This is a genomic window from Kitasatospora sp. NPDC054768 (genome assembly GCF_053612025.1).
Genome location: NZ_JBSHBN010000001.1, coordinates 42,239 through 68,849 on the forward strand (window position 1 = coordinate 42,239; position 26,611 = coordinate 68,849).

Genomic DNA, 26,611 nt, shown 5'->3' on the forward strand with positions numbered 1-26,611 from the left:
CCCGCGTGAAGCGCCACCTCGTCTCCGCCGCCGATCTCAGCCGCGACGACGCGCTGCTGATCCTGGACACCGCCGAGGAGCTCGCCCAGCTCTCCGGCCGGGCCGTGAAGAAGCTGCCCACGCTGCGCGGCCGCACCGTCGTCAACCTCTTCTTCGAGGACTCCACCCGGACGAAGACCTCCTTCGAGGTCGCCGAGAAGCGCCTCTCGGCCGACGTCATCAACTTCTCCGCCAAGGGCTCCTCGGTCTCCAAGGGCGAGAGCCTCAAGGACACCGCGCTGACCCTCCAGGCGATGGGCGCCGACGCGGTGGTCATCCGCCACCACGCCTCCGGCGCGCCGGCCCGGCTGGCCCAGTCCGACTGGCTGCACGGCAGTGTGATCAACGCCGGTGACGGCACCCACGAGCACCCCACCCAGGCGCTGCTCGACGCCTTCACCATGCGCCGCCACCTCAACCCGGGCAGCGGCAACGACCTGGCCGGGCGCCACGTGACCATCGTCGGCGACGTCCTGCACAGCCGGGTCGCCCGATCCAACGTCCACCTGCTGAACACCCTCGGCGCGCAGGTCACCTTCGTCGCCCCACCCACGCTGCTGCCGATCGGGGTCGAGAACTGGCCCTGCGAGATCAGCTACGACCTCGACGCCGTGCTGCCCAAGACGGACGCGCTGATGATGCTGCGGGTGCAGCGCGAGCGGATGAACGCCGCGTTCTTCCCGACCGAGCGCGAGTACAGCCGCCGCTACGGCATGAACGGCCGCCGGATGGCCCAGCTGCCGGACCACGCGATCGTGATGCACCCCGGCCCGATGGTCCGCGGCATGGAGATCACCGCCGAGGTCGCCGACTCGCCGCGCTGCACCGCCATCGAGCAGGTCGCCAACGGCGTCTCCGTCCGGATGGCCGTCCTGTACCTGCTGCTCGGCGGAGCCACCCTCGCCGACACCGCCCGCACCGACTCCGTGGAGACCGCCCAGTGACCAGCTACCTGATCCGCAACGCCAAGATCCTGGGCGGCGCCCCGCAGGACCTCCACCTCGCCGACGGCGTGATCAAGGAGATCGGCACCGGCCTGACGGTCGAGGCGGACATCGAGATCGACGCCACCGGGCTGATCGCCCTGCCCGGCCTGGTCGACCTCCACACCCACCTGCGCGAGCCCGGCCGCGAGGACGCCGAGACCGTGCTCACCGGCACCCGGGCCGCCGCGATGGGCGGCTTCACCGCCGTGCACGCGATGGCCAACACCACCCCGGTGGCCGACACCGCCGGCGTGGTCGAGCAGGTCTGGCGGCTCGGCCAGGAGTCCGGCTACTGCGACGTGCAGCCGGTCGGCGCCGTCACCGTCGGCCTGGAGGGCAAGAAGCTCGCCGAGCTCGGCGCGATGCACGAGTCCGCCGCGGGCGTCCGGGTCTTCTCCGACGACGGCAAGTGCGTGGACGACGCGGTGCTGATGCGCCGCGCCCTGGAGTACGTCAAGGCCTTCGACGGCGTCGTCGCCCAGCACGCCCAGGAGCCGCGGCTGACCGAGGGCGCCCAGATGAACGAGGGCCAGGTCTCCGGCGAGCTCGGGCTCGGCGGCTGGCCGGCCGTCGCCGAGGAGTCGATCATCGCCCGCGACGTGCTGCTCGCCGCGCACGTCGGTTCCCGGCTGCACGTCTGCCACCTCTCCACCGCCGGCTCGGTCGAGATCGTCCGCTGGGCCAAGTCCAAGGGCTGGGACGTCACCGCCGAGGTGACCCCGCACCACCTGCTGCTCACCGACGAGCTGGTCCGCACCTACGACCCGGTGTACAAGGTGAACCCGCCGCTGCGCACCGCCGAGGACGTCCAGGCGCTGCGCAAGGCGCTGGCCGACGGCACCATCGACGCCGTCGCCACCGACCACGCGCCGCACCCGGCCGAGGACAAGGACTGCGAGTGGGCCGTGGCCGCGATGGGCATGGTCGGCCTGGAGACCGCGCTGTCGGTCGTGCAGCAGACCATGGTCGACACCGGCCTGCTGAACTGGGAGGCCGTCGCGGACCGGATGTCGCACCGCCCGGCCCGGATCGGCCGTCTCAGCGGCCACGGCCGGCCGATCTCGGTGGGTGAGCCCGCCAACCTGGTGCTGTTCGATCCCGCGTACCGTGGAGCCGTGAACCCGGACAGCTTCGCCACCCGCAGCCGCAACACCCCCTACAAGGGCCTGGACCTGCCCGGACGGGTGCACGCCACCTTCCTGCGCGGGCGCGCCACCGTGCTGGCCGGGGAGCTCGCCGAGCAGGGCGGCACGGAGTGATGCTCCACGCCACGCTCGCCCAGGAGCAGGCGAAGGTCACCGACTGGCCCGGTTACATCGGCTGGTCCATCGGCCTGCTGATCGTGATCGGCCTGGTCTACTGGCTGATGCGCCAGGGATGGAACTGGCGGCGCACCCTGCAGTCCGGCATCCCGCCGCTGCCGGCCGTGCCGGACCGCGCCGGACGCACCATCCTGGAGACCAGCGGCCGGTACCACGGCACGACCACCGCCGGGAACTGGCTCGACCGGGTCGTCGCCCACGGCCTGGGCACCCGCAGCCGCGCCGACCTCACCCTCGGCGAGGACGGCCTGCTGGTGCAGCGCCCCGGTGACGTCGACTTCTGGATCCCGGCCGAGCACCTGACCGGTGCCCGCACGGACTCCGGGATCGCCGGCAAGGTCGTCCCCTCCGGGCTGCTCGTCGTCAGCTGGGCGCACGAGGGCACCGAGCTGGACTCCGGCTTCCGGGCCGACCACCCCGACGAGCACGCCGCCTGGGTCGAGGCGATCGCTCGACTCGCAACACGTACGAAGACGAAGACGGAAGAGGCCGCGCAATGACCGCACCTGCCCCCACCACGCAGCGCCAACGGCGGGAACGAGTGCCTGCCGTGCTCGTCCTGGAGGACGGCCGGACCTTCCGCGGACAGGCCTACGGCGCCATCGGCGAGACCTTCGGCGAGGCGGTCTTCAACACCGGCATGTCCGGCTACCAGGAGACCCTCACCGACCCGTCGTACCACCGCCAGGTGGTCGTGATGACCGCCCCGCAGATCGGCAACACCGGCTGGAACGACGAGGACGACGAGTCCAAGCAGATCTGGGTCGCCGGCTACGTCGTGCGCGACCCCGCCCGGGTCGCCTCCAACTGGCGCTCCCTGCGCCCGCTCGACGAGGAACTCGTCCACCAGGGCGTCGTCGGCATCAGCGGCATCGACACCCGCGCGCTGACCCGCCACCTGCGCGAGCGCGGCGCGATGCGCTGCGGCATCTTCTCCGGCGAGGCGCTGGCCGACCCGGCCGCCCTGCTCGCCCGGGTGCAGCAGTCGCCCGAGATGAAGGGCGCCGACCTGTGCGCCGAGGTCGCCACCACCGAGCCGTACGTGGTGCCCGCGATCGGTGAGAAGCGCTTCACCGTCGCCGCGCTGGACCTCGGCATCAAGGCGATGACCCCGCAGCGGATGGCCGAGCGCGGCATCGAGGTGCACGTGCTGCCGGCCAACTCCACCCTGGAGGACGTCTACGCCGTCAACCCGGACGGCGTCTTCTTCTCCAACGGCCCGGGCGACCCGGCCACCGCCGACCACCAGGTCGCCGTCGCGCAGGGCGTGCTGGAGCGCAGGACCCCGTTCTTCGGGATCTGCTTCGGCAACCAGATCCTCGGCCGCGCCCTGGGCTTCGGCACCTACAAGCTCAAGTACGGCCACCGCGGCATCAACCAGCCGGTGCAGGACCGGACCACCGGCAAGGTCGAGGTGACCGCCCACAACCACGGCTTCGCCGTGAACGCCCCGCTGGACAAGGTGAGCGACACCCCCTACGGGCGGGTCGAGGTCTCCCACGTCTGCCTCAACGACGACGTGGTCGAGGGCCTGCAGGCACTCGACGTCCCCGCCTTCAGCGTGCAGTACCACCCCGAAGCGGCCGCCGGTCCGCACGACGCCGCCTACCTGTTCGACCGCTTCGTGAAGCTCATGGAGGGCCAGCGTGCCTAAGCGCACTGACATCAAGTCCGTCCTGGTGATCGGCTCCGGCCCGATCGTGATCGGCCAGGCCGCCGAGTTCGACTACTCGGGTACGCAGGCCTGCCGGGTCCTCAAGGCCGAGGGCCTGCGGGTCGTGCTGGTCAACTCCAACCCGGCCACGATCATGACCGACCCGGAGATCGCCGACGCCACCTACGTCGAGCCGATCACCCCGGAGTTCGTCGAGAAGATCATCGCCAAGGAGCGCCCCGACGCGCTGCTGCCGACCCTGGGCGGCCAGACCGCGCTCAACACCGCGATCTCGCTGCACGCGGCGGGCACGCTGGAGAAGTACGGCGTCGAGCTGATCGGCGCCGACGTCGAGGCGATCAACAAGGGCGAGGACCGCGAGCTCTTCAAGGGCGTCGTCGAGGCCGTCAAGGCCAAGATCGGCCACGGCGAGTCCGCCCGCTCGGTTATCTGCCACACCATGGACGAGGTGCTGGCCGGCGTCGACACGCTCGGCGGCTACCCGGTCGTCGTGCGCCCCTCCTTCACCATGGGCGGCGCCGGCTCCGGCTTCGCCCACAACGAGGAGGACCTGCGCCGCATCGCCGGCCAGGGCCTGACCCTCTCGCCGACCACCGAGGTGCTCCTGGAGGAGTCCATCCTCGGCTGGAAGGAGTACGAGCTGGAGCTGATGCGCGACAAGCACGACAACGTCGTGGTCGTCTGCTCCATCGAGAACTTCGACCCGATGGGCGTGCACACCGGTGACTCGATCACCGTCGCCCCGGCGATGACCCTCACCGACCGCGAGTACCAGATCCTGCGCGACATCGGCATCGCCGTCATCCGCGAGGTCGGCGTCGACACCGGCGGCTGCAACATCCAGTTCGCGGTCAACCCCGAGGACGGCCGGGTCATCGTCATCGAGATGAACCCGCGGGTCTCCCGCTCCTCGGCGCTCGCCTCCAAGGCCACCGGCTTCCCGATCGCCAAGATCGCCGCCAAGCTGGCCGTCGGGTACACCCTGGACGAGATCCCCAACGACATCACCGAGCAGACCCCGGCCTCCTTCGAGCCGACCCTCGACTACGTCGTCGTCAAGGTGCCGCGGTTCGCGTTCGAGAAGTTCCCGAGCGCCGACGCCACCCTGACCACCACCATGAAGTCCGTCGGCGAGGCCATGGCCATGGGCCGCAACTTCCCCGAGGCGCTGCAGAAGGCGCTGCGCTCGCTGGAGAAGAAGGGCTCCCAGTTCTCCTGGGCCGGCCCCGTCGGCGACAAGGCGGAGCTGCTGGCCAAGGCGGTCGTGCCGACCGACGGCCGGATCAACACCGTGATGGACGCCGTCCGGGCCGGCGCCACCCCGGAGGAGGTCTTCGAGTACACCAAGATCGACCCGTGGTTCGTCGACCAGCTCTTCCTGCTGGACGAGATCGCCGGCGAGCTGGCCGAGGCCGCCGAGCTCACCCCCGACCTGCTGCGCCACGCCAAGCGGCACGGCTTCTCCGACCAGCAGATCGGCGAGATCCGCGGCCTGAAGCCGGACGTGGTCCGCGAGGTGCGCCACGCCCTCGGCATCCGCCCGGTGTTCAAGACCGTCGACACCTGCGCCGCCGAGTTCGCCGCCAAGACCCCGTACTTCTACTCGTCCTACGACGAGGAGAGCGAGGTCGCCCCGCGCACCAAGCCCGCCGTGATCATCCTGGGCTCCGGCCCGAACCGCATCGGCCAGGGCATCGAGTTCGACTACTCCTGCGTGCACGCCTCCTTCGCGCTCGCCGAGGCCGGGTACGAGACCGTCATGGTCAACTGCAACCCGGAGACCGTCTCCACCGACTACGACACCTCCGACCGGCTCTACTTCGAGCCGCTCACCCTGGAGGACGTGCTGGAGATCGTCCACGCCGAGCAGCAGGCCGGCCCGCTCGCCGGTGTGATCGTCCAGCTCGGCGGCCAGACCCCGCTGGGCCTGGCCCAGGCGCTCAAGGACAACGGCGTGCCGATCGTCGGCACCCAGCCCGAGGCGATCGACCTCGCCGAGGAGCGCGGCGCCTTCGGCCGCGTCCTGCGCGACGCCGGCCTGCCGGCCCCCAAGCACGGCACCGCCTTCTCCTTCGAGGAGGCCAAGGCGATCGCCGACGAGATCGGCTACCCCGTGCTCGCCCGCCCGTCCTACGTGCTCGGCGGCCGCGGCATGGAGATCGTCTACGACGAGGCCTCGCTCGCCTCCTACCTGGAGCGCCACGCCGGCCTGATCTCCGAGCACCCGGTGCTCATCGACCGCTTCCTCGACGACGCGGTGGAGATCGACGTCGACGCGCTCTACGACGGCACCGAGCTCTACCTCGGCGGCGTCATGGAGCACATCGAGGAGGCCGGCATCCACTCCGGCGACTCCGCCTGCGCGCTGCCCCCGATCACCCTCGGCGGCCACGACATCAAGCGCCTGCGCACCTCCACCGAGGCCATCGCGCGCGGTGTCGGCGTCCGCGGTCTGATCAACATCCAGTTCGCCCTCTCCGGCGACATCCTCTACGTGCTGGAGGCCAACCCGCGCGCCTCCCGCACCGTTCCGTTCACCTCCAAGGCGACCGCCGTGCCGCTGGCCAAGGCCGCCGCCCGGATCTCGCTCGGCGCCACCATCGCCGAGCTGCGCGCCGAGGGCCTGCTCCCGGCCGAGGGCGACGGCGGCACGCTGCCCGCCGACGCGCCGATCGCGGTCAAGGAGGCCGTGATGCCGTGGAGCCGCTTCCGCGACATCCACGGCCGCGGGGTGGACACGGTGCTCGGCCCGGAGATGCGCTCGACCGGTGAGGTCATGGGCATCGACAAGGTGTTCGGCACCGCCTACGCGAAGGCGCAGTCCGGTGCGTACGGCGCGCTGCCGACCAAGGGCAAGGTCTTCGTCTCGGTGGCCAACCGGGACAAGCGCAACCTGGTCTTCCCGGCCCGCGCGTTGGTCAACCTCGGCTTCGAGGTGCTCGCCACCGCCGGCACCGCCGAGGTGCTCCAGCGCGGCGGCATCCCGTCCACGCTGGTGCGCAAGCACAGCGAGGGCGAGGGCCCGAACGGCGAGCGGACCATCGTCCAGCTGATCCACGACGGTGAGGTCGACCTCATCATCAACACGCCGTACGGCACCGGCGGCCGCCTCGACGGCTACGAGATCCGCACCGCGGCCGTGGCCCGCGCGGTGCCCTGCCTGACCACCGTCCAGGCGATGGGCGCGGCCGTGCAGGGCATGGACGCGCTGCTGCGCGACGAGGTCGGGGTGATGTCGCTCCAGGAGCACGCCGAGCTGATCAACGCCGGCCGCAAGTAGCACCACCGCAGTGGGGGGCACCGGAACAGCCGGGTGCCCCCCACTGCCATGACCGCCCCGCCCGTCACCCACCGCCACCCTTCCTCCGACGGGCGGCGCCCGCGCCCATCTGCTCTCTCCGCTCCGGGAGTTGAACCACCCTTGTACAAGCTTCTGTTCGACCTGGTCTTCAAGAAGATGGACCCCGAGAAGGCCCACCACCTCGCCTTCTTCTGGATCCGCCTCGGCTCCTCGGTGCCCGGCCTGCGCACCCTGGTGCGGCTGGTGCTCGCCCCGCGCGACCGGGCCCTGCGCACCCGCGCCCTCGGCCTCGACCTGCCCGGCCCGTTCGGTCTGGCGGCCGGCTTCGACAAGAACGGCGTCGGCATCGACGGCCTGTCGATGCTCGGCTTCGACTACGTCGAGATCGGCACCGTCACCGGCGAGCCCCAGCCCGGCAACCCGGCGCCCCGGCTGTTCCGCCTGGTCGAGGACCGCGCGCTGATCAACCGGATGGGCTTCAACAACCAGGGCTCGGCCCGGGTCGCGGCCCGGCTGGCCGCCCGCCCGCACACCAGCTCCACCCCGGTGATCGGCGTCAACATCGGCAAGACCAAGGTGGTCGAGGAGGCCGACGCCGTCGCCGACTACGTGAAGTCCACCGAGCGGCTGGCCAAGTACGCCGACTACCTGGTGGTCAACGTCAGCTCGCCGAACACCCCCGGGCTGCGCAACCTCCAGGCCGTGGACCACCTGCGGCCGCTGCTCGCCGCCGTCCGCGAGGCCGCCGACCGCAGCACCGCCCACCGCGTGCCGCTGCTGGTCAAGATCGCCCCCGACCTGGCCGACGAGGACGTCGACGCGGTCGCCGACCTCGCCCTGGAGCTGGGCCTGGACGGCATCATCGCCACCAACACCACGATCGGCCGCGAGGGCCTGCGCACCGACGCCGGGCGGGTCGCGGAGATCGGCATGGGCGGCCTGTCCGGCGCCCCGCTCAAGGCCCGTGCCCTGGAGGTGCTCCAGCGGCTGCGCGCCCGCACCGAGGGCCGGCTGACCCTGGTCTCGGTCGGCGGCATCGAGACCGCCGAGGACGCCTGGCAGCGGATCGTCCACGGCGCCGACCTGGTCCAGGGCTACAGCGCCTTCATCTACGAGGGCCCGTTCTGGTGCCGGCGGATCCACAAGGGCCTGTCCGCCAAGGTCCGCGCGGGCGGCTTCCGCAGCCTGGCCGACGCCGTCGGCAGCGCCGTGCGCAGCTCCTGAACCCCCTCCCCACCCCTCCGGAAAGAGACGACATGACCCTCGCCCCGTTCGGCGCCCGGCTGCGCCAGGCCCTCGACACCCGCGGCCAGCTCTGCGTCGGCATCGACCCGCACGCCTCCCTGCTCGCCGCCTGGGGGCTCGGCGACGACCTCGCCGGGCTGGAGACCTTCAGCCGCACCGTGGTCGAGGCGCTGGCCGACCGGGTGGCCGTGCTCAAGCCGCAGGCGGCCTTCTTCGAGCGCTTCGGCAGCAAGGGCGTCGCGGTGCTGGAGAAGACCGTGGAGGAGGCCCGGGCGGCCGGCGCGCTGGTCCTGATGGACGCCAAGCGCGGTGACATCGGCTCCACCATGGCCGCGTACGCCGAGGCCTTCCTGTCGCCGGGCAGCCCGCTGTTCTCGGACGCGGTGACGGTCAGCCCGTACCTGGGCTTCGGCTCGCTGCGCCCGGCCCTGGACCTGGCCCGGGAGCAGGGCTGCGGCGTGTTCGCGCTGGCGCTCACCTCCAACCCGGAGGGCGCCGAGGTGCAGCGCGCGGTGGGCGCGGACGGCGAGCCGGTCGCGGCCTCGGTGCTGCGTCAGCTGGCGGCCGAGAACGAGGGCGCCGCGCCGCTCGGCTCCTTCGGCGCGGTGGTCGGCGCGACGCTGGCCGACGCGGGCGTGGAACTGGCCATCAACGGCCCGCTGCTGGCCCCCGGGATCGGCGCCCAGGGCGCGACCATGGCCGACCTGCCGCGGGTGTTCGGCGCCTCGGTGATCAACGTGGTGCCGAGCGTCAGCCGGGACGTGCTCAAGCACGGCCCCTCGGTGCCGGCGCTGCGGGAGGCGGCGGAGCGCTTCGTCGGCGAGTTCGCGGACGCCGTCAAGTAGCGGAACCCGTCCTTCAGGTAGCCGCGCGGTGACCCTGCGGAGTGTCCGCAGGACCGCGCGGTGGCCGCCGAACCGACGTGAGCGCCGTCACATCGGCACCGCCAAAGTCTCGCAATCGCGGTCATTTTGCCCTGGAAAGTCCTGGTCGGCCTTGGCTGACCAGGACTTTTCGTGTTCTTTTCCTGACGTGGCGCCGCAATCCGGGTAGTGTCCGGCGATAGGTCATCGGCGAGCCGCTATTTCCGTGGCTCCCGCAGGTCAGGGCCTTGTGGTTCCCCTTGCGGACGGTGTCCTCGGTACCGAACCAGTCCTAGCTCAATCCATCCATCCACACCCTGAGGTGAACGGCGTGGCCCTTCCGCCCCTTACCCCTGAACAGCGCACCGCCGCGCTCGCCAAGGCCGCCGAGGCTCGCCGGGAGCGCGCCGAGGTCAAGAACCGGCTCAAGCACTCCGGCGCCTCCCTGCACGAGGTGATCAAGGCCGGAAAGGCCGACAACGACGTCATCGGCAAGATGAAGGTCTCGGCCCTGCTGGAGTCCCTTCCGGGCGTCGGCAAGGTCCGTGCCAAGCAGATCATGGAGCGCCTCGGCATCAGCGAGAGCCGGCGTGTCCGCGGCCTCGGTACGAACCAGATCGCTTCCCTGGAGCGGGAGTTCGGCGGTGGCGCCGCCTGACCGTGCCCCGTGGTCCCAGGATCCCCCGCGATCCGGGATAATCGGTGCATGAGTGAGCGTCCGCGGCTGACCGTGCTCTCCGGCCCTTCGGGGGTCGGCAAGAGCACGGTCGTCGCTCATATGAGGAAGATGCACCCCGAGGTCTGGCTCTCGGTGTCGGCGACGACCCGGCGCCCGAGGCCGGGCGAGAAGAACGGGGTCCAGTACCACTTCGTCGACAACGACGAGTTCGACAAGCTGGTCGCCAACGGCGAGTTGCTGGAGTGGGCCGAGTTCGCCGGGAACCGTTACGGCACCCCGCGCGCGGCCGTGCAGGAGAAGCTGGAGCGCGGCGAGCCGGTGCTCCTGGAGATCGACCTCCAGGGCGCCCGGCAGGTGCGCGAGTCGATGCCCGAGGCGCAGCTGGTCTTCCTGGCTCCGCCGAGCTGGGACGAGCTGGTCCGCCGGCTGACCGGCCGGGGCACCGAGCCGCAGGACGTGATCGAGAAGCGGCTGGAGGCGGCCAAGGTCGAGCTCGCGGCCGAGCCCGAGTTCGACACGACCCTTGTCAACACCTCGGTCGAGCAGGTAGCGGCCGAACTGCTAGCCTTGCTCGGTGTAGCCTGACCTGTCTGTCTTTTCCACCCTTTCGGAAGGTTTTAGCGTGTCCTCTTCCATGACCGCGCCCGAGGGCATCATCAACCCGCCGATCGACGAGCTGCTCGAGGCCACCGACTCCAAGTACAGCCTCGTGATCTACGCCGCCAAGCGCGCGCGCCAGATCAACGCGTACTACTCCCAGCTCGGCGAGGGCCTGCTGGAGTACGTCGGCCCGCTGGTCGACACCCACGTGCACGAGAAGCCGCTGTCGATCGCGCTGCGCGAGATCAACGCGGGCATGCTGACCGCCGAGGCGATCGAGGCTGCCTGAGGCAGTCGCAGAGTTTCGGAAGGGCCCGGCGGAATCGTTTCCGCCGGGCCCTTCGGCGTTCCCGGCGGCCCTCGGGTGTTCCCCGACGGCCCTTCGGCGCTCGCCGGAGGGCAGGGCGCGGTGCGGGGGCCGGCCGGGGGGCCGTAGGGTGGGCGCGTTCGCGGCACGGCCGCGACGCGTTCCCGATGCGTTCCCGAGGCGGAGAAAGGCCGGTAGATGACCCTGAGTGCGGACGCCCCCCGCGTGGTCCTCGGCGTGAGCGGCGGGATCGCCGCGTACAAGGCGTGCGAGCTGCTGCGCCGCTTCACCGAGTCCGGTCACCAGGTCACCGTCGTGCCGACCTCCGCCGCGCTGCACTTCGTCGGCGAGGCGACCTGGGCGGCGCTGTCCGGCCGCCCGGCCGCCACCGAGACCTGGGAGCGCGTGCACGAGGTGCCGCACGTGCGGATCGGGCAGCAGGCCGACCTGGTGGTGGTCGCCCCGGCCACCGCCGACCTGATCGCCAAGGCCGCCCACGGCCTCGCCGACGACCTGCTCACCAACACCCTGCTCACCGCCCGCTGTCCGGTCGTGGTGGCGCCCGCCATGCACACCGAGATGTGGGAGCACCCGGCCACCCGGGACAACGTGGCCACGCTGCGCCGCCGGGGCGTGATCGTGCTGGAGCCGGCCGTCGGGCGGCTGACCGGCAAGGACACCGGGAAGGGCCGGCTGCCCGAGCCGTCGGCGATCTTCGACGCCTGCCGGGCCGTGCTGCGCCGCGGCGGGGCGGTGCCGACCGACCTGGCGGGCCGGCACGTGGTGGTCTCGGCCGGCGGCACCCGCGAGCCGCTGGACCCGGTGCGCTACCTGGGCAACCGGTCCTCCGGCAAGCAGGGCTACGCGCTCGCCGTGACGGCCGCGGCGCGCGGGGCCCGGGTGACGTTGCTCTCGGCCAACGCCGAGCTGCCGGACCCGGCCGGGGTGGACGTGGTGCACGTGTCGACCGCGCTGGGGCTGCGCGAGGCGGCGCTGAAGGCGGTCCAGGACGCGGACGCCGTGGTGATGGCCGCGGCGGTGGCGGACTTCCGGCCCGCCGAGTACGCGACCGGCAAGATCAAGAAGGTCGAGGGCGTCGAGCCGGCGCCCGTCGCCCTGGTCCGCAATCCGGACATCCTGGCCGAACTGTCGGCCCACCGGCCCCGTCCGGGTCAACTCGTGGTGGGTTTCGCGGCGGAGACCGACGACGTGCTCGCCAACGGTCGGGCCAAGCTCGCCCGCAAGGGTTGTGACCTGCTCGTGGTGAACGAGGTGGGCAACGGCAAGGCCTTCGGCACCGACGTCAACGAGGCCGTGGTGCTGGGCTCGGACGGCAGTGAGACGGCCGTTCCGGTGGGCCCGAAGGAGGCGCTCGCGGACGTGGTCTGGGATCTGGTCGCAAAGCGGCTGGAAACGGGCGGCAACTGATCAGAACCGCTCGCGCGGCGGTCGAGAATTCCTGAAGCGGGTGACGTTCGGCGGAACCAGACCGTTAGACTCCAGGAATCAAGTCTTTCCGGAGTTCCCCGGGTCGCCCCGGGGAACTTCAGTCAGCAGCCGCTGCAACCCCAGGGAGCGCTGTGTCTCGCCGCCTGTTCACCTCGGAGTCCGTCACCGAGGGACACCCCGACAAGATCGCTGACCAGATCAGCGACACCATCCTTGACGCTCTCCTGCGGGAGGACCCGACGTCCCGGGTCGCCGTGGAGACGCTCATCACCACCGGCCAGGTGCACGTGGCCGGCGAGGTGACCACCAAGGCGTACGCGCCGATTGCCCAGCTCGTCCGGGACAAGATCCTGGAGATCGGCTACGACAGCTCCAAGAAGGGCTTCGACGGCGCCTCCTGCGGCGTCTCGGTGTCCATCGGTGCCCAGTCGCCCGACATCGCGCAGGGCGTCGACACCGCGTACGAGGCCCGTGTCGAGGGCGACGAGGACGACCTGGACAAGCAGGGCGCCGGTGACCAGGGCCTGATGTTCGGCTACGCGTCCGACGAGACGCCCGAGCTCATGCCGCTGCCGATCACCCTGGCGCACCGCCTCTCCCGCCGCCTGACCGAGGTGCGCAAGAACGGGACCATCCCCTACCTGCGCCCCGACGGCAAGACCCAGGTCACCATCGAGTACGACGGCGACAAGGCCGTCCGCCTGGACACCGTCGTCGTCTCCACCCAGCACGCCAGCGACATCGACCTGGAGTCGCTGCTCACCCCGGACATCCGCGAGTTCGTGGTCGAGCCGGAGCTGAAGGCGCTGGCCGAGCAGGGCATCAAGCTGACCACCGAGGGCTACCGCCTGCTGGTCAACCCGACCGGCCGCTTCGAGATCGGCGGCCCGATGGGCGACGCCGGCCTCACCGGCCGCAAGATCATCATCGACACCTACGGCGGCATGGCCCGCCACGGCGGCGGCGCCTTCTCCGGCAAGGACCCGTCCAAGGTGGACCGCTCGGCCGCGTACGCGATGCGCTGGGTGGCGAAGAACATCGTCGCCGCCGGCCTCGCCCGCCGCGCCGAGGTGCAGGTCGCGTACGCGATCGGCAAGGCCGAGCCGGTCGGCCTGTTCGTGGAGACCTTCGGCACCGAGACCGTGCCGGTCCTCACCATCCAGAAGGCCGTCTCCGAGGTCTTCGACCTGCGTCCGGCCGCGATCATCCGCGACCTGGACCTGCTGCGCCCGATCTACTCGCAGACCGCGGCGTACGGCCACTTCGGCCGTGAGCTGCCGGAGTTCACCTGGGAGCGCACCGACCGGGTGGAGCAGCTGAAGGCCGCCGTCCAGGACTGACGTCCGCGGCGCCCGCGCCCCCGGCTCGTCGTCAGTGGCGCGCGCCCGCGGCCCGTGCGTCCGTAGCGCCCGAAGCGGCGCCCGCCCCCGAACGGGGGTGGGCGCCGCTTCGTGCATTGTCGGTGTGACCTGGTAGTACTTGGTGGCGATGAGCAGCACAGGGGAGAACGGGGCCGCCGAGCCGGAGCAGCTGGCGTTCATCCGGGAGACGGTCAAGCGGGCCAAGCCGCGCACCTGGCACGGAGCCAAGCGGGCCGAGCACCTGCCGGTGGCCCGGGTCGTGGTGGACAAGGGCGTGCTCACCATCGACAAGCTCTTCGACTACGAGGTGCCGGCCGCCATGGCCGAGGAGGCCCAGCCCGGCGTACGGGTGCGGGTGCGGTTCGGGGCACGGGTGGTGAAGGGCCAGCGCGAGGGCGGGGAACTGCACGACGGGTTCATCGTCGCCCGGCTGGAGAAGAGCGACTTCGCCGGACCGCTCGCCCCGCTGGCCCAGGTGCTCTCGCCCGAGCCGGTGCTCACCCCGCAGCTGCTGCGGCTGTGCCGGACCGTCGCCGACCGGTACGCCGGGACACTGGCCGACGTGCTCCAGCTTGCCGTCCCGCCCCGGCACGCCAAGGCCGAGGCCGAGCCCTCGCCGCCGCCGCTGCCGCGCCCGGCCGCCCCGGCCCCCGGCGGCTGGCAGCGCTACCCGGCCGGGCCCGACTTCCTCGCCGCGCTCGCCGGGGGCGGCGCGCCGCGCGCGGTCTGGGCGGCGCTGCCCGGCCCCGGCTGGCCGTACGAGATCGCCCGGGCGGTGGCCGCGACCCTCGCCGGCGGCCGCGGCGCGCTGGTCGTGCTCCCGGAGGGGCGCTCGGTGGCCCGGGTCGACCAGGCCCTGACCGAACTGCTCGGCCCCGGGATGCACGTCGCGCTGGAGGCCGACCTCGGCCCGCGCGAGCGCTACAAGCGCTGGCTCGCGGTGAGCCGCGGCTCGGTGCACGCGGTGATCGGGACCAGGGCCACCATGTTCGCGCCGGTCCGGGACCTCGGGCTGGTCGTCGTCTGGTCGGACGGGGACGGCAGCCACAGCGACCCGCGCGCCCCGCACCCGCACGTGCGCGAGGTGGCGCTGCTGCGCGCCGCCGAGGAGGGCGCGGCGGTGCTGCTCGGCGGGCACGCGGTGACGGTGGAGGGCGCCCAACTGGTCAGCACCGGCTGGGCGCGCCCGCTGGTCGCGGACCGGGAGACGGTGCGGCAGGTCGCGCCCCGGGTGCGGACCGTCACCGACCAGGACCAGCACCGGGACGCCGCCGCCCAGGCCGCCCGGCTGCCCTCGGTGGCCTGGGAGGCCGCCCGGGAGTCGCTGGCCGCCGGGCACCCGGTGCTCATCCAGGTGCCCCGGCGCGGCTACGTGCCCCGGCTGGCCTGCGGGCGCTGCCGGACCCCCGCGCGCTGCCGGCGCTGCGAAGGGCCGCTGGAGGCGCCCTCGGCGGACGCCCCGCTGTGCTGCGGCTGGTGCGGGGAGGCGGAGAACGACTGGCACTGCCCCGAGTGCGGGTCCTTCCGGTTGCGGGCCCAGGTGGTCGGGGCCCGGCGGACGGCGGAGGAACTCGGCAAGGCGTTCCCGCGCCTCCCGGTGCGGACCTCGGGCCGGGAGGCGGTGCTCACCACCGTGCCCGACGAGCCCTCACTGGTGATCTCCACGCCCGGTGCGGAGCCGGTCGTGGAGGGCAGCGACGGGTACGGGGCCGCGCTGCTGCTGGACGGCTGGGCGCTGCTCGGCCGGCCGGACCTGCGGGCGGGGGAGGAGACGCTGCGGCTCTGGCTCGCGGCGGCCGCGCTGGTGCGGCCCTCGACGGACGGCGGGACGGTGGTCGTGGTGGCCGAGCCCTCGGCCCGTCCGGTACAGGCGCTGGTGCGCTGGGACCCGCTGGGGCACGCCGGGCTGGAGCGGGACGAACGGGCCCAGCTGCACTTCCCGCCGGTCTCCCGGATGGCCTCGGTGAGCGGGACCCCCTCGGCGGTGACGGACCTGCTGAACCTGATCCGGCTGCCCGAGGGGGCGGACGTGCTCGGGCCGGTGCCGGTACCGGCGCTGCGGGGGGAGGAGCAGGAACGCGCGCTGCTGCGGGTGCCGCCCGGGCAGGGGGCAGCGCTGGCGGCGGCGCTCAAGGCGGCGCAGATCGCGCGGATCGCGCTGCGGACGGCGGAGCCGGTGCGGGTGCGGGTGGATCCGACGGACATCGGCTGAGCGGCGTCGGCCGGGGCGCTGCTCGGGGGTCTGGTCGGGGGCCTTGGTCGGGGTCGGGGGGCTTTGGCCTTGGTCGGGGTCCGGGTCGGGGGGCTTGGTCGGGGTCGGGGGTGGTGGTCCGGCGGTCTTCGGGCCCGGTGGGCGGGTGGGGCGGGGTGAGTGGGCCACCCCGCCCCGGACGGCCCGGCTGCGGCGGCTCGGTCAGCCGCGCAGCGGGATGCCGGGTCGGTCCGCCTGGGGGCGGTCGGCGGGGGTGCCGCGGTCGGGCGTGCCGCGGTCGACGGGGGTGCGCTCCATCGGGCCGCGGTCGATCGCGGTGCGGTCCATCGTCGCCCGGTCGATCGCCGCCCGCTCGATCGCGGTGCGGTCCATCGTGGTGCGGTCCATCGTGCTGCGCTCCAGGGCGCCGCGGTCCAGGCTGCTGCGGTCCAGGCCGCCCTGGCGGGCCGCCGGGACGGTCGTGGCCAGACCGGTGCGCTCGACGGCCGCGGGCAGCTCGTCGACGCGGTCCGGGCGGCTCTGGCCCGGGACGCCACCGCTCGCGGCGAGGAGCTCGCTGGTCGGGCGGCGCATGCCATAGCGCCGGTGCACGGCCTGCTTGGTGACCCCGAGGGCGGAGCCCACCGAGTCCCAGGAGAAGCCCAGCGCCCGGTCGAACTCGACCGCCGCCGCCACCAGGGTCTCCACGCTTTCCCGCAGTTCCTGCGCCAGGCGCACGGTCGGCGCCGGCGCCCGCCCGTACACCACGAAGCCGGCCGAGGTGCTCGGTCGGCGCGGACGGTAGACGTTGCCCAGTTGAGCGGTGAGCGTCCGCAGCGCGTCGACCTGCCGCCTCACCCGCTCGATGTCCCGCACCAGCAGGTGCAGGCTCGCCCGCGCCCGTGCGTCGTGGTTGATCTGCTCGGCCATGGCCTACGTGCCACCTTCCGTACGGTTCGGCTCGGCCGGCACGCGGTGTCCCGTGCGCCCGGCCCGGTCAATCTCTCTTGACCAACGCCGAAGCGGGGGCCGGGGTAACGCGGCTGGGCACAGTCGGGCCGTGCCGGCCGCCGATCCGGGCCCCGGGGAAGCCCCCGGCGGACGGCCGTACGGGTTGCATAGACTGGCGGGTGAACCAGCGGCCGACCGCAGCCCGCGCCCCTACGGACAGGAGCCCGTACCCCGTGGCGATCCAGCCGATCCGTCTCTTCGGAGACCCCGTTCTGCGGTCCACCGCGAAGCCGGTGACCACCTTCGACAAGGAACTGCGCAAGCTGGTCCACGACCTCACCGACACCATGCTGGACGCTCCCGGGGCCGGCCTCGCCGCGCCCCAACTCGGCGTCTCCCTGCGGGTGTTCACGTACCACGTGGACGGCGTCACCGGGCACCTGATCAACCCGGACCTGTCGCTGAGCGAGGAGGAGCAGGACGGTCCTGAGGGCTGCCTGTCGCTGCCCGGCCTGCGCTACGACACCAAGCGCGCGTACGGCGTGGTGGCCAGGGGCTTCAACATGTACGGCGATCCGGTGACCTTGGAGGGTACTCAGCTGCTCGCCCGGTGCATCCAGCACGAGACCGACCACCTGGACGGCATCATCTTCATCGACCGGCTCGACCGCGAGCAGCGCAAGGCCGCGCTGAAGGCGATCCGGGAGGCGGACTGGGACGGTGGGTCGGCTCCGGTGGTCAAGGTCTCGCCGCACAGCACCTTCGGTTCCGCCCGCTGACTTCCGCCCGTTCCGGCTGATCTCCGCTGACGTCGGCCGGGCTCGACCGACTTCCGCCGGCTCCTCGCCGACTCCGGTCGGGTTCCGCCGGCTTCTCGAACTTCTTTTTGCAGAAAGGCCCTTGATGCGTCTCGTCTTCGCCGGCACCCCCGAGGTCGCCGTTCCCGCCCTGGACGCCCTGCTCGCCTCGGACCGGCACGAGGTCGTCGCGGTGGTCACCCGCCCGGACGCTCCGGCCGGGCGCGGGCGCAAGCTGGTCGCCAGCCCCGTCGCCCAGCGCGCCGAGGAGGCCGGGATCGAGGTCCTCAAGCCGGTGAAGCCGAGCGACCCGGACTTCGTCGCCCGGCTCACCGAACTCGCGCCCGACTGCTGCCCGGTGGTCGCCTACGGCGCCCTGCTGCGCCCCGGCACGCTGGAGATCCCCACGTACGGCTGGGTCAACCTGCACTTCTCGCTGCTGCCCGCCTGGCGCGGCGCGGCCCCGGTCCAGCACGCGGTGCTGGCCGGCGACGAGGTCACCGGCGCGTCCACCTTCCTGATCGAGCAGGGCCTGGACTCCGGCCCGGTCTACGGCGTGATCACCGAGGAGATCCGCCCGGCCGACACCAGCGGTGAGCTGCTCACCCGGCTCTCGCACTCCGGCGCGCGGCTGCTCGCGGCCACCATGGACGGCATCGAGGACGGCTCCCTGCACGCCGTGCCGCAGCCGGCCGAGGGCGTCACGCTCGCGCCGAAGATCACCGTCGAGGACGCGCGGATCGACTGGAGCCACCCCGCGCTGCGGATCGACCGGGTCGTGCGCGGCTGCGCGCCGGCGCCGGGCGCCTGGACGGAGTTCCGGGGCGAGCGGCTGAAGGTCACCGGGCCGGTCCGGCTGCTGCCGGACTCCGCCGAGCTGGCGCCGGGCGAGGTCGCGATGGCGGGCAAGAACAGCGTCCGGGTCGGCACCGGCAGCCACGACGTGGAGCTGGGGGAGGTGCGTCCGCAGGGGAAGAAGGAGATGCGGGCCGCCGACTGGGCCCGGGGCGCGCGGCTGGAGGAGGGGGAGCGCCTCGGGGGCTGACGCTCCGGTTTGGCGCTACTGTTCGTTTGAGATCGATTGAGATCGCCCTTGTTCGTTCAAATCTGTCGTTCGTCCGAGTTCGTCGATAACCACCGCAGCACCTTGAGGCACCTGTGACCACCCCCAGCACCAACCGCGCCCCCCGCCCGCACCGCCGCCCGAAGAAGGACCCGGCCCGGATCGTCGCGTTCCGCGCCCTGCGCGCCGTCGACGAGCGGGACGCGTACGCCAACCTGATCCTGCCCTCACTGCTCCGCGAGGCCGAGCAGAAGGGCATGGACCGGCGCGACGCCGCCCTCGCCACCGAGCTGGTCTACGGCACCCTGCGCCTGCAGGGCACCTACGACGCGATCATCGCCGCCTGCATCGACCGGCCGCTCGGCAAGGTCGACCCGCCGGTGCTGGACGTGCTCTCGCTCGGCGCGCACCAGCTGCTCACCACCCGCATCCCCAGCCACGCGGCCGTCTCGGCGACCGTCGAACTGGCCCGGGTGGTGCTCGGCGACGGCAAGGCCAAGTTCGTCAACGCCGTGCTCCGCCGGATCAGCGCCCACGACCTGGACGCCTGGATCGAGAAGGTCGCCCCGCCGTACGACAAGGACGCCGAGGACCACCTGGCCGTCGTCCACTCGCACCCGCGCTGGGTCGTCTCCGCGCTCTGGGACTCGCTCGGCCGCTGGCAGCCGGACGCCTCCGGGCGCACCGCGATGGAGGAGCTGCTGCGGGCCGACAACGAGCGGCCCGAGGTCACCCTGGTCGCCCGCCCCGGCCGGGCCACCGTCGGCGAGCTCGCCGAGGCGCTGCCGGAGGCCGAGCCGGGCCGCTGGTCCCCGTTCGCGCTGCGGCTCGCCGAGGGCGGCGACCCGGGATCGATCGCGGCGGTGCAGGAGAACCGGGCGGGCGTTCAGGACGAAGGCAGCCAGCTGGTCGCACTGGCGCTGGCGGCGGCGCCGCTGGAGGGGCCGGACCGGCTCTGGCTGGACGGCTGCGCCGGCCCCGGCGGCAAGGCCGCGCTGCTCGGCGCGCTCGCCGCCGAGCGGGGCGCGGCCCTGGTCGCGAGCGAGAAGCAGCCGCACCGGGCCCGGCTGGTGGCGCGGGCGCTGGCCGGCAACCCCGGCCCGTACACCGTGATCGCGGCCGACGGGACGCGCCCGGCCTGGCGGTCCGGCGGCTTCGACCGGGTGCTGGTCGACGTGCCGTGCTCCGGCCTCGGCGCGCTGCGCCGCCGCCCGGAGGCGCGCTGGCGGCGCCGGCCGGCCGACGTCGCGGCCTTCGGCCCGCTCCAGCGGGACCTGCTGCGCTCGGCGATCGATGCCACCCGGGTCGGCGGCGTGGTCGGCTACGCGACCTGCTCGCCGCACCTCGCGGAGACCCGCGCGGTCGTGGACGACGTGCTGCGGGCCGAGGACGGCCGGGTCGAGTGGATCGACGCGCGCCCGCTGCTGCCCGGCGTCCCGGCGCTCGGCGACGGGCCGGACGTGCAGCTGTGGCCGCACCTGCACGGGACCGACGCGATGTACCTGGCGCTGCTGCGCCGCACCGCCTGAGGCCCTTCCGGTGTCGCCTCCCCCCGGCGGGGAGGCGACACCGGCGGCTCGTTCCGTCGGGGATCCGCCGTCGGCCCGGGGCGGGTTGACACCGTGTCAGGCGTCGGTTTCCATCGCGGGCCCGACGGACCCCAGGGGTCCCGGGGGCCTCGCGGGCCTCGCGGGTGAGGGGGCTTGCACCTCCCGTGGGGGGAGGTAGCAGGGTGGTGCCATGAACGGCGACACGACGTACACCATCGGTGAGCTGGCCCGACGGACGGGGCTGACGGTCAAGACCGTCCGCTTCTACTCGAACCAGGGGATCGTGCCGCCGGCCGACCGCAACCCGGCCGGCCACCGGCGGTACGGTGCCGACGCCGTCGCCCGCCTGGAACTGGTCCGCACCCTGCGGGAGCTCGGGCTCGGACTGCCCGCGATCCGGCGGGTGGTGGAGCGCGAACTGACACCGGCCGATGTCGCCGCCGCGCAGGCGGAGGCGATCGACGTCCAGATCCGGGTGCTGCGACTGCGGCGGGCCGTGCTCGGGACGGTGGCCAGGCTCGGCTCGACGCCTGAGGAGTTGACGCTCGTGCACCAGTTGGCCCGGCTCACGGAGGACGAACGGGGACACCTGATCGGGGAGTTCCTGGCGGGGGTGTTCGGCAGGATCGGGGACGGTGGGACGGGGGGCGGCGGGACGGGGGGCGGTGGGATCGGGAACGGCGGGCGGTTCGCCGCCGTGGCGCGCTCGTTGACGCCGGAGCTGCCGGAGGAACCGTCGGTCGAACAGGTCGAGGCCTGGGTGGAGTTGGCGCGGCTGGCGGGGGACACCGGGTTCCGGGCGCTGCTGCGCGGGCTCGCCGAGGCCGAAGCGGCCGAGGCGGCCGAGGCGGAGGGGGCGGCCGGGGCGGTGCGGACCGCTGCGCATGTGCCGAGGCCCGGACTGGCCGTGGCAGTAAGGGAGTTGGCCGGACCGGCGGTCGAGGCCGGGGTGGAGCCGGAGTCGGTGGAGGCGGCGGCCGTCGTCGCGGAGTTGGTGGAGCGGTACGGGCGGTGGTGCGCGGGGGCGGTGCCGGGAGAGGCCGGGGCGCTGCGTGACCGTTTGGCGGAGCGGCTGGGGGCGATGGCCGATCCGCGGCGGGAGCGGTACCTGGAGCTGCTGGCGGTGGTCAACGGATGGGTTGCACCGGAGAGTTGGGCGGCCGAGGTGAACTGGGCGGTGCGCGCCGTGGCGTGAGCCGGTGCGGGGGTCGGGGGCGCGTGACGGGGGTGCGGATGCGGCTGGGGGTGCCGGAGGGCGGGGTGGGGCTATCGGCGGGCGGGGCCGGGGAAGGTGGTGAGGAAGGCGTGGGCCTGGGCGCGGAGGTGGTCGACCGGCGGGTCCTCGCAGATCACCTCCAGGCCGATTCCGGTCGCCCGGCCCAGGTCGTAGTAGGACTGGTAGGCGAGGTAGGGGCGGTGGTCGTCGGTGGGGTCGAGGCCGACGGCGAAGGTCGCGAAGTGCGGCTGCTGCTTGCCCTCGGCCGGGGCCGAACCGGCGCGGGAGAGCTGCCATTCGAACTCGTACGGCTCGGGGTCGGCGGGCAGGTCCAGCAGCGCCTGGGCGAGCCGGCGGACCTCGTCCGGGTTCGAGAAGGGGATCGACTCCGACCAGGCGGGGGCGGAGGCGAGCAGTTCCCAGTCGTCGCCGTTGTGGCCGACGGTCAGGGCCCACTCGCCGTTCGGGTCCTGCCAGCGGCAGCTGATGATCGGGTCCACGGCGGTCAACCTCCCTGTGGCGCTGGATCGTTCGTACCTCCTCATCGTGGCACACCGGGCGGCCCGGGGGCCTCGGCCGTGAGCCGTCCTCGGGCCCGCTGCCAGGCCTCCTGGAGCGTGCGGTAGCCGAGGACGGTGATGCCGAGCTCGGTGAGCAGCCGGCGGGCCTCGGGGGAGACGAGGAACGCGTGGTCGGTGCGCCGGACGCGCCAACCGTCGTCCGGGGCGTGGCGGTTCGGACCGTGGCGGTTCGGGCCGTGGCGGTTCGAGTCTGCCTTCGCGTCCGTCCTCGGGCCGGCCGTGCTGGGGTGCAGGGCCCACTCGGTGAGGCCCGGGGGGAGTGCGGCGAGCAGGCGGGCGTAGTGGGCGGGCTTGTCCTCCAGGGGGACGGTGAAGCTGTCGAGGAAGCCGTGGTCCACCACCGGCAGGCCCTGCGCGCGCAGCCGGGCGAGTGCGGGCGGCAGCCAGACCCGGACCGCCAGGCCGTACTCGGCGCCGAGGGCGAGGGTGAGGTCGAGGACGTCCTCGCGGCCGCCGTCGGCCAGGCAGTGGAAGTCGAGGTGGGTCGGGGCGAGGCCGGCCGCCGCGACCGCGTCGATCTGGGCACGGAACTCGCGCTCGACGTCGTCGAGTCGGGCCCGGGCGAGCAGTGCGGCGCGTCCGGCGGGGGTGGGGGCGAAGAACCCTCCGGAGGCGTCGAGGAGGGAGGGCACCCGGTCCCGGGCGGCGAGCGGACCCCAGCGATGGTCCGCGGACTCGCAGACCAGCGTGAGATGGACGCCGAAGGGGACCTCAGGGTGCCGGCGCAGCAGCCGGAGCGCGTGCGGCGCGGCGGCGCAGGGCGTCATCAGGCTGCAGGAGGCGGCGATGCCGTTCCGGACGGCGTCGACCACGGCGAGGTTGACGGACTCGTCCAGGCCGAGGTCGTCGCAGTTGAGCAGCAGGAGGCGGGCGTCGGGCGGGTGGCCGAGGAGGTGGTTGGCGGTGGGGGGTGTGGGTGAGGGCGGGGGTGCGGGCGTGGCGTCGGCTGCGGGCATGGACGCAGTCTGTCCCGGCGGTGGGGGTGGATGCGCGGGGTTTCCGGGCGACGAGGTCGGGCGGGGTGGGCGTCCGGCGGGACGGCGCGAGCGGCGGCGTGGGGCGGCGTGGGGCGAGCGGAGGGTGGGGTCGGTCAGTCGGTGGCGGGAGCCGGGTGCCAGGGGCGGTCGGGGCGGGTGCGGACCGGGGCGGAGGTGAGCCGCAGCGCGTACACCTCGCGGTCGGTGGCCTCGTACGGGACCTGACCGAGGTAGGCGTGGCCGGTCAGATGGCACCAGGCGGGGAGGTCGAGCGGGGCGGCGGGGTCGGTGGTGTGGATGTGGACCACGGCGCCGGCCGGGAGGTGCGCGATCTGCGCGCGCAGCCGGAGCAGCAACTGGACGCAGAGCAGGCCGGTGCCGTCGACGGTGAGGTCGGGGGCGGTGGCGTCGGGGGTGGCGGCGTCGGGTGCGGTCATCGGGGGGTCTCCTGGGTGATGCGCCAGAGGCGGCGGGGCAGTTCGCCCTCCTCGAAGGGATGGACGTCGGTCAGGCGCCAGCCTTCGGCGAGCGCGTCCACCAGGTCGCGGGGGAAGAAGTGGACGGCGAAGCCGCCGTGCTCCCAGATGTCGTCCCCGTGGCCGGTGCCGGCGCCGTAGTGGGCGTCGCCGGTGTGGCGGACGGTGAAGACGAAGGTGCCGCCCGGGCGCAGGACCCGGCGGACCTCGGCGACGAGCGCCTCGATCTCCTCGGTGGAGAGCGCCATGCAGAGCAGCATGTGGGCGAAGACCGCGTCGACGGAGGCGTCGGGAAGGGGCAGCGGGTCGCGGACGTCATGGGCGAGGACCGAGAGCCGGTCGGCCAGTTCCTGGTCCGTGGCGGCGGTGCGCAGCTGGTGCAGGGCGGTCGGGCTGAAGTCGGCGGCCAGCACACGGAAGCCCGTACGGGCGAGGTGCAGCGCGTCGCGCCCGTGGCCGGCGCCGAGTTCCAGTACGTCCCGGGCTCCGGCGGCGGCGAACACCTCGGCGGCGTACTCGGCGGGGGCCGAGGGCCGCTCGCCGTACATGCCCGGGTTGGCGGTGTAGGTCTGCTGCCAGTGCGCGCGTTGGGCGTCGGCGAGGGCGCTTTCCAGGCCGGGCCCGGTGCCGGGGGTGTCGGTCATGGTGCTGCCCTTCGCGGGGTGGTGCGGTGCGCGCGGTGCTGTCGGTGCTGTCGGTGCTGTCGGTTCGGGTGGTGCGGGCGGTACGTGTCGTGCGGGGCCAGCCTAGGAGGTGGGGTCCGACGGCGTGACTGGCGGGGGTGGTGGCGGTGCGTGCGGGCAGGGTGGGCGGGTGGTGGGTGCGGGTCCGGGCGGATCAGGCGAGGCGCTGGCCGGGGGCGGTTCCGCCGAGGCGGGTGAGCAGGGTGGACAGCCGGCCGAGGTCCTCGGGGCTCCACTGCTCGGCCGCGAAGTGGTCGGCGGCGACCTGGCGGGCGGTGTGCAGCATCTCGGCGAGACGCTCACGCCCGGTCGGGGTGAGGGCGGCGTAGGCGACCCGGGCATCGCGGGCGGCGGCCTCGCGGGCGACCAGGCCGATCCGCTCCAGCGGCGCGAGGCCGCGGGTCACGCCGGAGGCGGTGAGCCCGAGGGCTTCGGCGAGGTCGACCCGGCGCATCCGGCTGCCGGGGGCCTGGGAGAGGTGGAGCAGCATCGTGAAGTCGGCCAGGCTGACGCCGTGCAGGCCGCCGAGGCTCGCGTCGAAGCGCTTGACCACGGCCGTCTGGGCGCGGACCAGCCGCAGGGCGGTGTCCAGCGGGTCGGGGCTCGGGCCCGGCGTGGCCGGTGCGGTCGCGGTCTGCCGCACGGGTCCCACCTGCTCCGATTGGTCCGGCTGCTCGGGCTGGACCGGCTGGTCTGTCATTGCCACCTCCTTGACTGCTCAAGTATATCCCGGGAGGAAGCCGTCAAGGAGGTGGCGGAGGGGGAGGGGTCGGCTCAGCGACCAGTGGCGGCGGCGCGGCGCTGACGCTTGCCGAGCGGCGCCCGAGAGAGGTCCTCGGCCTGGGAGCGGAGGTTCTTGCAGCCGTAGCCGCGTCCGGCCAGCCAGTCCCGCGCCGACTGCTCGGCCCGCTCGGTGGCCTCCAGGATGTCCTCCTCGGCCTCGCCCTCGTCGAGGAAGCGGAAGGTGAAGGCGGCCCGTGCGGAGAGGTCGTAGCTGAGGTGGCCCTCGCGGGTGAAGGCGGCGTGCAGCACGTCGTGCGCGGGTGCGGCGGCGAGCAGTTCGGCGCGCTGTTCGTCGGTGAGGCCGTCGAAGACGCCGCGCACCATGATGCGGAAGGTTCGAGTGGTCATCCCCCGACCATAGGCAGCACGGGCCGCCGGCCGCCAACGCGATTTCGGCGGCGCGGTGGCGCGGCGGCCCGATCCGGTGATCGATCCGGTGATCGAGCGGCAGCGCGGACCCGGCGGGTGCGCCGGGTGGATGCGGTCGGGCGGGTGTGGTCGGGTTTGGACGCGGTCAGCCGGGGGTGAGTGCTTCGGCGAGCCCGTCCGCGTACCGGGTGAGCCGGGCGAGCTCGGGGCCTCCCCGGGCACGCCGGAATCCGTGCCGTCGGCCCCGGAAGGCGGCCTGGACGGCGTGGAGTTGGGTCCAGCGGCGGGTGCGTTCGCGGTCCAGCCCGGCGGCCTCGGTGAAAACGTCGAGCGCGCGGAGGACGGCGCGGCGCACATCCGTCGCGTTGAGCAGGGTCGTCGCGTCGACCAGGGTCAGGGCGTGGACGGTGAGCAGGGTGCCGCCGTCGTGGGCCCGGTCTCCCACGCAGCCCTTGGGGTCCACGGCCAGCCAGGGTGCGCGCTCGGCCCGCAGGATGTTGCGGGGGTGGAGGTCGCCGTGGACGAGCACCTCCGGCTGGACGCGGGCGAGGTCGCGGACGGTCGCGAGGGCGGAGCCCACCGCGCGGGCCGACAGGGCGTGGGGCAGGGAGGCCGCGTCGGTGCGCAGCCGGTCCTCCCAGCCGGCCGCCTGCTCGCTCAGCCGGGGCAGGCCCGGTGGTGCCGGGACGGCGAGCCGGCGGCTGAGCCGCCCGGCGGCCGTCAGCACCTCGTCGCCGTCCCGGACCTCCGCGAGCGTCGTCGGGCCCGCCCGTTCGAGCAGCATCGCGAAGCGCTCGTCGTCCCGTTCGTACAGCCGGACGGCTCCCCGGCCCGCCCACACCGCGAGGGCGTCCGGCTCGTGCACGTTGCCCGGGTGGGGGAACGACACCTTCAGCACGGCCGCGCGCCCGGCTGCCTGACGGACCGGGAGGATCAGGCCGACGCCGCCGTGGGTGGCGGCGCCGTCCGGCACGCAGTGCCAGCGTTCCAGCAGTTCGGCGGCGAGACCGGGGAGTTCGGCGATCCAGGTCGCGCCGGGGGCTCCCTCGCGGTCGACGGTGGTGCGGGCGAGCCCGCCGGGAATGCTGATCATTCGGGTCCTTTCGACGGTGGGGGAGGAGGGGGGTCGGTGCGGTCGCTGGTTCGG

At 73.5% G+C, this 26,611-nt stretch carries 24 protein-coding genes and 1 pseudogene; 17 read left to right on the plus strand and 8 right to left on the minus strand.

Annotated features, from left to right (window positions below):
- The first annotated feature begins 5 nt into the window (after positions 1-5).
- The 13 genes from ACWGKU_RS00195 (at position 6) to ACWGKU_RS00255 (ending at position 16,039) form a co-directional block, all read left to right on the plus strand.
- A complete protein-coding gene (locus ACWGKU_RS00195) occupies positions 6-983 on the plus strand; it encodes an aspartate carbamoyltransferase catalytic subunit (protein ID WP_401054179.1) in 978 nt (325 codons plus the stop codon).
- A complete protein-coding gene (locus tag ACWGKU_RS00200) occupies positions 980-2,284 on the plus strand; it encodes a dihydroorotase (protein WP_452178343.1) in 1,305 nt (434 codons plus the stop codon). The genes ACWGKU_RS00195 and ACWGKU_RS00200 overlap by 4 nt, the downstream gene beginning before the upstream one ends.
- On the plus strand, positions 2,284-2,847 hold the full coding sequence (locus tag ACWGKU_RS00205) for a PH-like domain-containing protein (RefSeq protein WP_401052508.1): 564 nt from the start codon (positions 2,284-2,286) through the stop codon (positions 2,845-2,847). The genes ACWGKU_RS00200 and ACWGKU_RS00205 overlap by 1 nt, the downstream gene beginning before the upstream one ends.
- Positions 2,844-4,001: a glutamine-hydrolyzing carbamoyl-phosphate synthase small subunit gene (carA, locus tag ACWGKU_RS00210; RefSeq protein ID WP_452178344.1), complete on the plus strand. Its 1,158-nt coding sequence runs from the start codon at positions 2,844-2,846 to the stop codon at positions 3,999-4,001. Before ACWGKU_RS00205 ends, carA begins: the two co-directional genes overlap by 4 nt.
- Positions 3,994-7,302 carry a carbamoyl-phosphate synthase large subunit gene (gene carB, locus ACWGKU_RS00215; RefSeq protein ID WP_452178345.1) on the plus strand — a complete coding sequence of 1,103 codons (3,309 nt, stop codon included), beginning with the start codon at positions 3,994-3,996 and terminating at the stop codon, positions 7,300-7,302. Before carA ends, carB begins: the two co-directional genes overlap by 8 nt.
- Positions 7,303-7,443: 141 nt before the next feature.
- The gene (locus ACWGKU_RS00220; protein ID WP_359897420.1) at positions 7,444-8,547 is read left to right on the plus strand and encodes a quinone-dependent dihydroorotate dehydrogenase; all 1,104 of its coding nucleotides are present in this window, start codon (positions 7,444-7,446) and stop codon (positions 8,545-8,547) included.
- A 32-nt stretch (positions 8,548-8,579) separates the two neighbouring features.
- Positions 8,580-9,413 (plus strand): orotidine-5'-phosphate decarboxylase, encoded by an 834-nt coding sequence (gene pyrF, locus ACWGKU_RS00225; protein ID WP_380453397.1) that lies wholly within the window; start codon positions 8,580-8,582, stop codon positions 9,411-9,413.
- 349 nt (positions 9,414-9,762) lie between these two features.
- Entirely contained in the window at positions 9,763-10,089 is a 327-nt protein-coding gene (gene mihF, locus ACWGKU_RS00230; RefSeq protein WP_030056187.1) for an integration host factor, actinobacterial type, read from the plus strand.
- A gap of 48 nt (positions 10,090-10,137) precedes the next feature.
- Positions 10,138-10,695 (plus strand): guanylate kinase, encoded by a 558-nt coding sequence (gene gmk / locus ACWGKU_RS00235; protein WP_359897418.1) that lies wholly within the window; start codon positions 10,138-10,140, stop codon positions 10,693-10,695.
- A gap of 37 nt (positions 10,696-10,732) precedes the next feature.
- Entirely contained in the window at positions 10,733-10,999 is a 267-nt protein-coding gene (rpoZ, locus tag ACWGKU_RS00240) for a DNA-directed RNA polymerase subunit omega (RefSeq protein ID WP_030240625.1), read from the plus strand.
- 216 nt (positions 11,000-11,215) lie between these two features.
- Entirely contained in the window at positions 11,216-12,445 is a 1,230-nt protein-coding gene (coaBC, locus tag ACWGKU_RS00245; RefSeq protein WP_452178346.1) for a bifunctional phosphopantothenoylcysteine decarboxylase/phosphopantothenate--cysteine ligase CoaBC, read from the plus strand.
- Positions 12,446-12,597: 152 nt separating this feature from the next.
- Positions 12,598-13,806 (plus strand): methionine adenosyltransferase, encoded by a 1,209-nt coding sequence (metK, locus tag ACWGKU_RS00250; protein WP_359897416.1) that lies wholly within the window; start codon positions 12,598-12,600, stop codon positions 13,804-13,806.
- 148 nt (positions 13,807-13,954) lie between these two features.
- Entirely contained in the window at positions 13,955-16,039 is a 2,085-nt protein-coding gene (locus ACWGKU_RS00255; protein WP_452178347.1) for a primosomal protein N', read from the plus strand.
- Between the two features lie 564 nt (positions 16,040-16,603).
- On the opposite strand, the pseudogene ACWGKU_RS00260 reads toward ACWGKU_RS00255, so the two are convergent.
- A pseudogene (locus tag ACWGKU_RS00260) lies at positions 16,604-16,948 on the minus strand (hypothetical protein); the annotation flags it as partial.
- 254 nt (positions 16,949-17,202) lie between these two features.
- On the opposite strand from ACWGKU_RS00260, the gene def reads away from it, so the two are divergent.
- The 4 genes from def (at position 17,203) to ACWGKU_RS00280 (ending at position 21,574) form a co-directional block, all read left to right on the plus strand.
- Positions 17,203-17,748, plus strand: a complete 546-nt coding sequence (gene def / locus ACWGKU_RS00265; RefSeq protein ID WP_359897412.1) for a peptide deformylase — start codon at positions 17,203-17,205, stop codon at positions 17,746-17,748.
- 124 nt (positions 17,749-17,872) lie between these two features.
- Positions 17,873-18,811 carry a methionyl-tRNA formyltransferase gene (gene fmt, locus ACWGKU_RS00270; RefSeq protein WP_401053234.1) on the plus strand — a complete coding sequence of 313 codons (939 nt, stop codon included), beginning with the start codon at positions 17,873-17,875 and terminating at the stop codon, positions 18,809-18,811.
- A gap of 113 nt (positions 18,812-18,924) precedes the next feature.
- The gene (locus ACWGKU_RS00275) at positions 18,925-20,358 is read left to right on the plus strand and encodes an RsmB/NOP family class I SAM-dependent RNA methyltransferase (RefSeq protein ID WP_452178348.1); all 1,434 of its coding nucleotides are present in this window, start codon (positions 18,925-18,927) and stop codon (positions 20,356-20,358) included.
- A gap of 211 nt (positions 20,359-20,569) precedes the next feature.
- Positions 20,570-21,574 (plus strand): MerR family transcriptional regulator, encoded by a 1,005-nt coding sequence (locus tag ACWGKU_RS00280; RefSeq protein WP_452178130.1) that lies wholly within the window; start codon positions 20,570-20,572, stop codon positions 21,572-21,574.
- A gap of 71 nt (positions 21,575-21,645) precedes the next feature.
- Here the strand turns inward: ACWGKU_RS00280 and ACWGKU_RS00285 are convergent, their stop codons facing one another.
- The 7 genes from ACWGKU_RS00285 to ACWGKU_RS00315 all read right to left on the minus strand — a co-directional run bounded on the left by ACWGKU_RS00285 (position 21,646) and on the right by ACWGKU_RS00315 (position 26,557).
- Positions 21,646-22,095 (minus strand): hypothetical protein, encoded by a 450-nt coding sequence (locus ACWGKU_RS00285; protein ID WP_359897480.1) that lies wholly within the window; start codon positions 22,093-22,095, stop codon positions 21,646-21,648.
- A 41-nt stretch (positions 22,096-22,136) separates the two neighbouring features.
- Positions 22,137-23,132 (minus strand): polysaccharide deacetylase family protein, encoded by a 996-nt coding sequence (locus ACWGKU_RS00290; protein ID WP_452178131.1) that lies wholly within the window; start codon positions 23,130-23,132, stop codon positions 22,137-22,139.
- Positions 23,133-23,266: 134 nt separating this feature from the next.
- Positions 23,267-23,590 (minus strand): sulfurtransferase TusA family protein, encoded by a 324-nt coding sequence (locus ACWGKU_RS00295; protein WP_452178132.1) that lies wholly within the window; start codon positions 23,588-23,590, stop codon positions 23,267-23,269.
- The gene (locus ACWGKU_RS00300; protein ID WP_452178133.1) at positions 23,587-24,273 is read right to left on the minus strand and encodes a class I SAM-dependent methyltransferase; all 687 of its coding nucleotides are present in this window, start codon (positions 24,271-24,273) and stop codon (positions 23,587-23,589) included. The genes ACWGKU_RS00295 and ACWGKU_RS00300 overlap by 4 nt, the downstream gene beginning before the upstream one ends.
- A gap of 193 nt (positions 24,274-24,466) precedes the next feature.
- Positions 24,467-25,012 carry a MarR family winged helix-turn-helix transcriptional regulator gene (locus tag ACWGKU_RS00305; RefSeq protein WP_401054267.1) on the minus strand — a complete coding sequence of 182 codons (546 nt, stop codon included), beginning with the start codon at positions 25,010-25,012 and terminating at the stop codon, positions 24,467-24,469.
- Between the two features lie 74 nt (positions 25,013-25,086).
- A complete protein-coding gene (locus ACWGKU_RS00310) occupies positions 25,087-25,443 on the minus strand; it encodes a DUF6204 family protein (RefSeq protein ID WP_401054266.1) in 357 nt (118 codons plus the stop codon).
- A gap of 166 nt (positions 25,444-25,609) precedes the next feature.
- On the minus strand, positions 25,610-26,557 hold the full coding sequence (locus ACWGKU_RS00315; RefSeq protein WP_452178134.1) for an aminoglycoside phosphotransferase family protein: 948 nt from the start codon (positions 26,555-26,557) through the stop codon (positions 25,610-25,612).
- Between the last annotated feature and the right edge of the window lie 54 nt (positions 26,558-26,611).

Coding starts and splice junctions, on each gene's coding strand:
- pyrF (WP_380453397.1), top strand. CDS start 8,580: ATGACCCTCGCCCCGTTCGGCGCCCGGCTGCGCCAGGCCCTCGACACC.
- carA (WP_452178344.1), top strand. CDS start 2,844: ATGACCGCACCTGCCCCCACCACGCAGCGCCAACGGCGGGAACGAGTG.
- ACWGKU_RS00305 (WP_401054267.1), bottom strand. CDS start 25,012: ATGACAGACCAGCCGGTCCAGCCCGAGCAGCCGGACCAATCGGAGCAG.
- ACWGKU_RS00205 (WP_401052508.1), top strand. CDS start 2,284: ATGCTCCACGCCACGCTCGCCCAGGAGCAGGCGAAGGTCACCGACTGG.
- fmt (WP_401053234.1), top strand. CDS start 17,873: ATGCGTCTCGTCTTCGCCGGCACCCCCGAGGTCGCCGTTCCCGCCCTG.
- ACWGKU_RS00300 (WP_452178133.1), bottom strand. CDS start 24,273: ATGACCGACACCCCCGGCACCGGGCCCGGCCTGGAAAGCGCCCTCGCC.
- ACWGKU_RS00280 (WP_452178130.1), top strand. CDS start 20,570: ATGAACGGCGACACGACGTACACCATCGGTGAGCTGGCCCGACGGACG.
- ACWGKU_RS00315 (WP_452178134.1), bottom strand. CDS start 26,557: ATGATCAGCATTCCCGGCGGGCTCGCCCGCACCACCGTCGACCGCGAG.
- ACWGKU_RS00290 (WP_452178131.1), bottom strand. CDS start 23,132: ATGCCCGCAGCCGACGCCACGCCCGCACCCCCGCCCTCACCCACACCC.
- gmk (WP_359897418.1), top strand. CDS start 10,138: ATGAGTGAGCGTCCGCGGCTGACCGTGCTCTCCGGCCCTTCGGGGGTC.
- coaBC (WP_452178346.1), top strand. CDS start 11,216: ATGACCCTGAGTGCGGACGCCCCCCGCGTGGTCCTCGGCGTGAGCGGC.
- ACWGKU_RS00295 (WP_452178132.1), bottom strand. CDS start 23,590: ATGACCGCACCCGACGCCGCCACCCCCGACGCCACCGCCCCCGACCTC.
- ACWGKU_RS00310 (WP_401054266.1), bottom strand. CDS start 25,443: ATGACCACTCGAACCTTCCGCATCATGGTGCGCGGCGTCTTCGACGGC.
- ACWGKU_RS00255 (WP_452178347.1), top strand. CDS start 13,955: ATGAGCAGCACAGGGGAGAACGGGGCCGCCGAGCCGGAGCAGCTGGCG.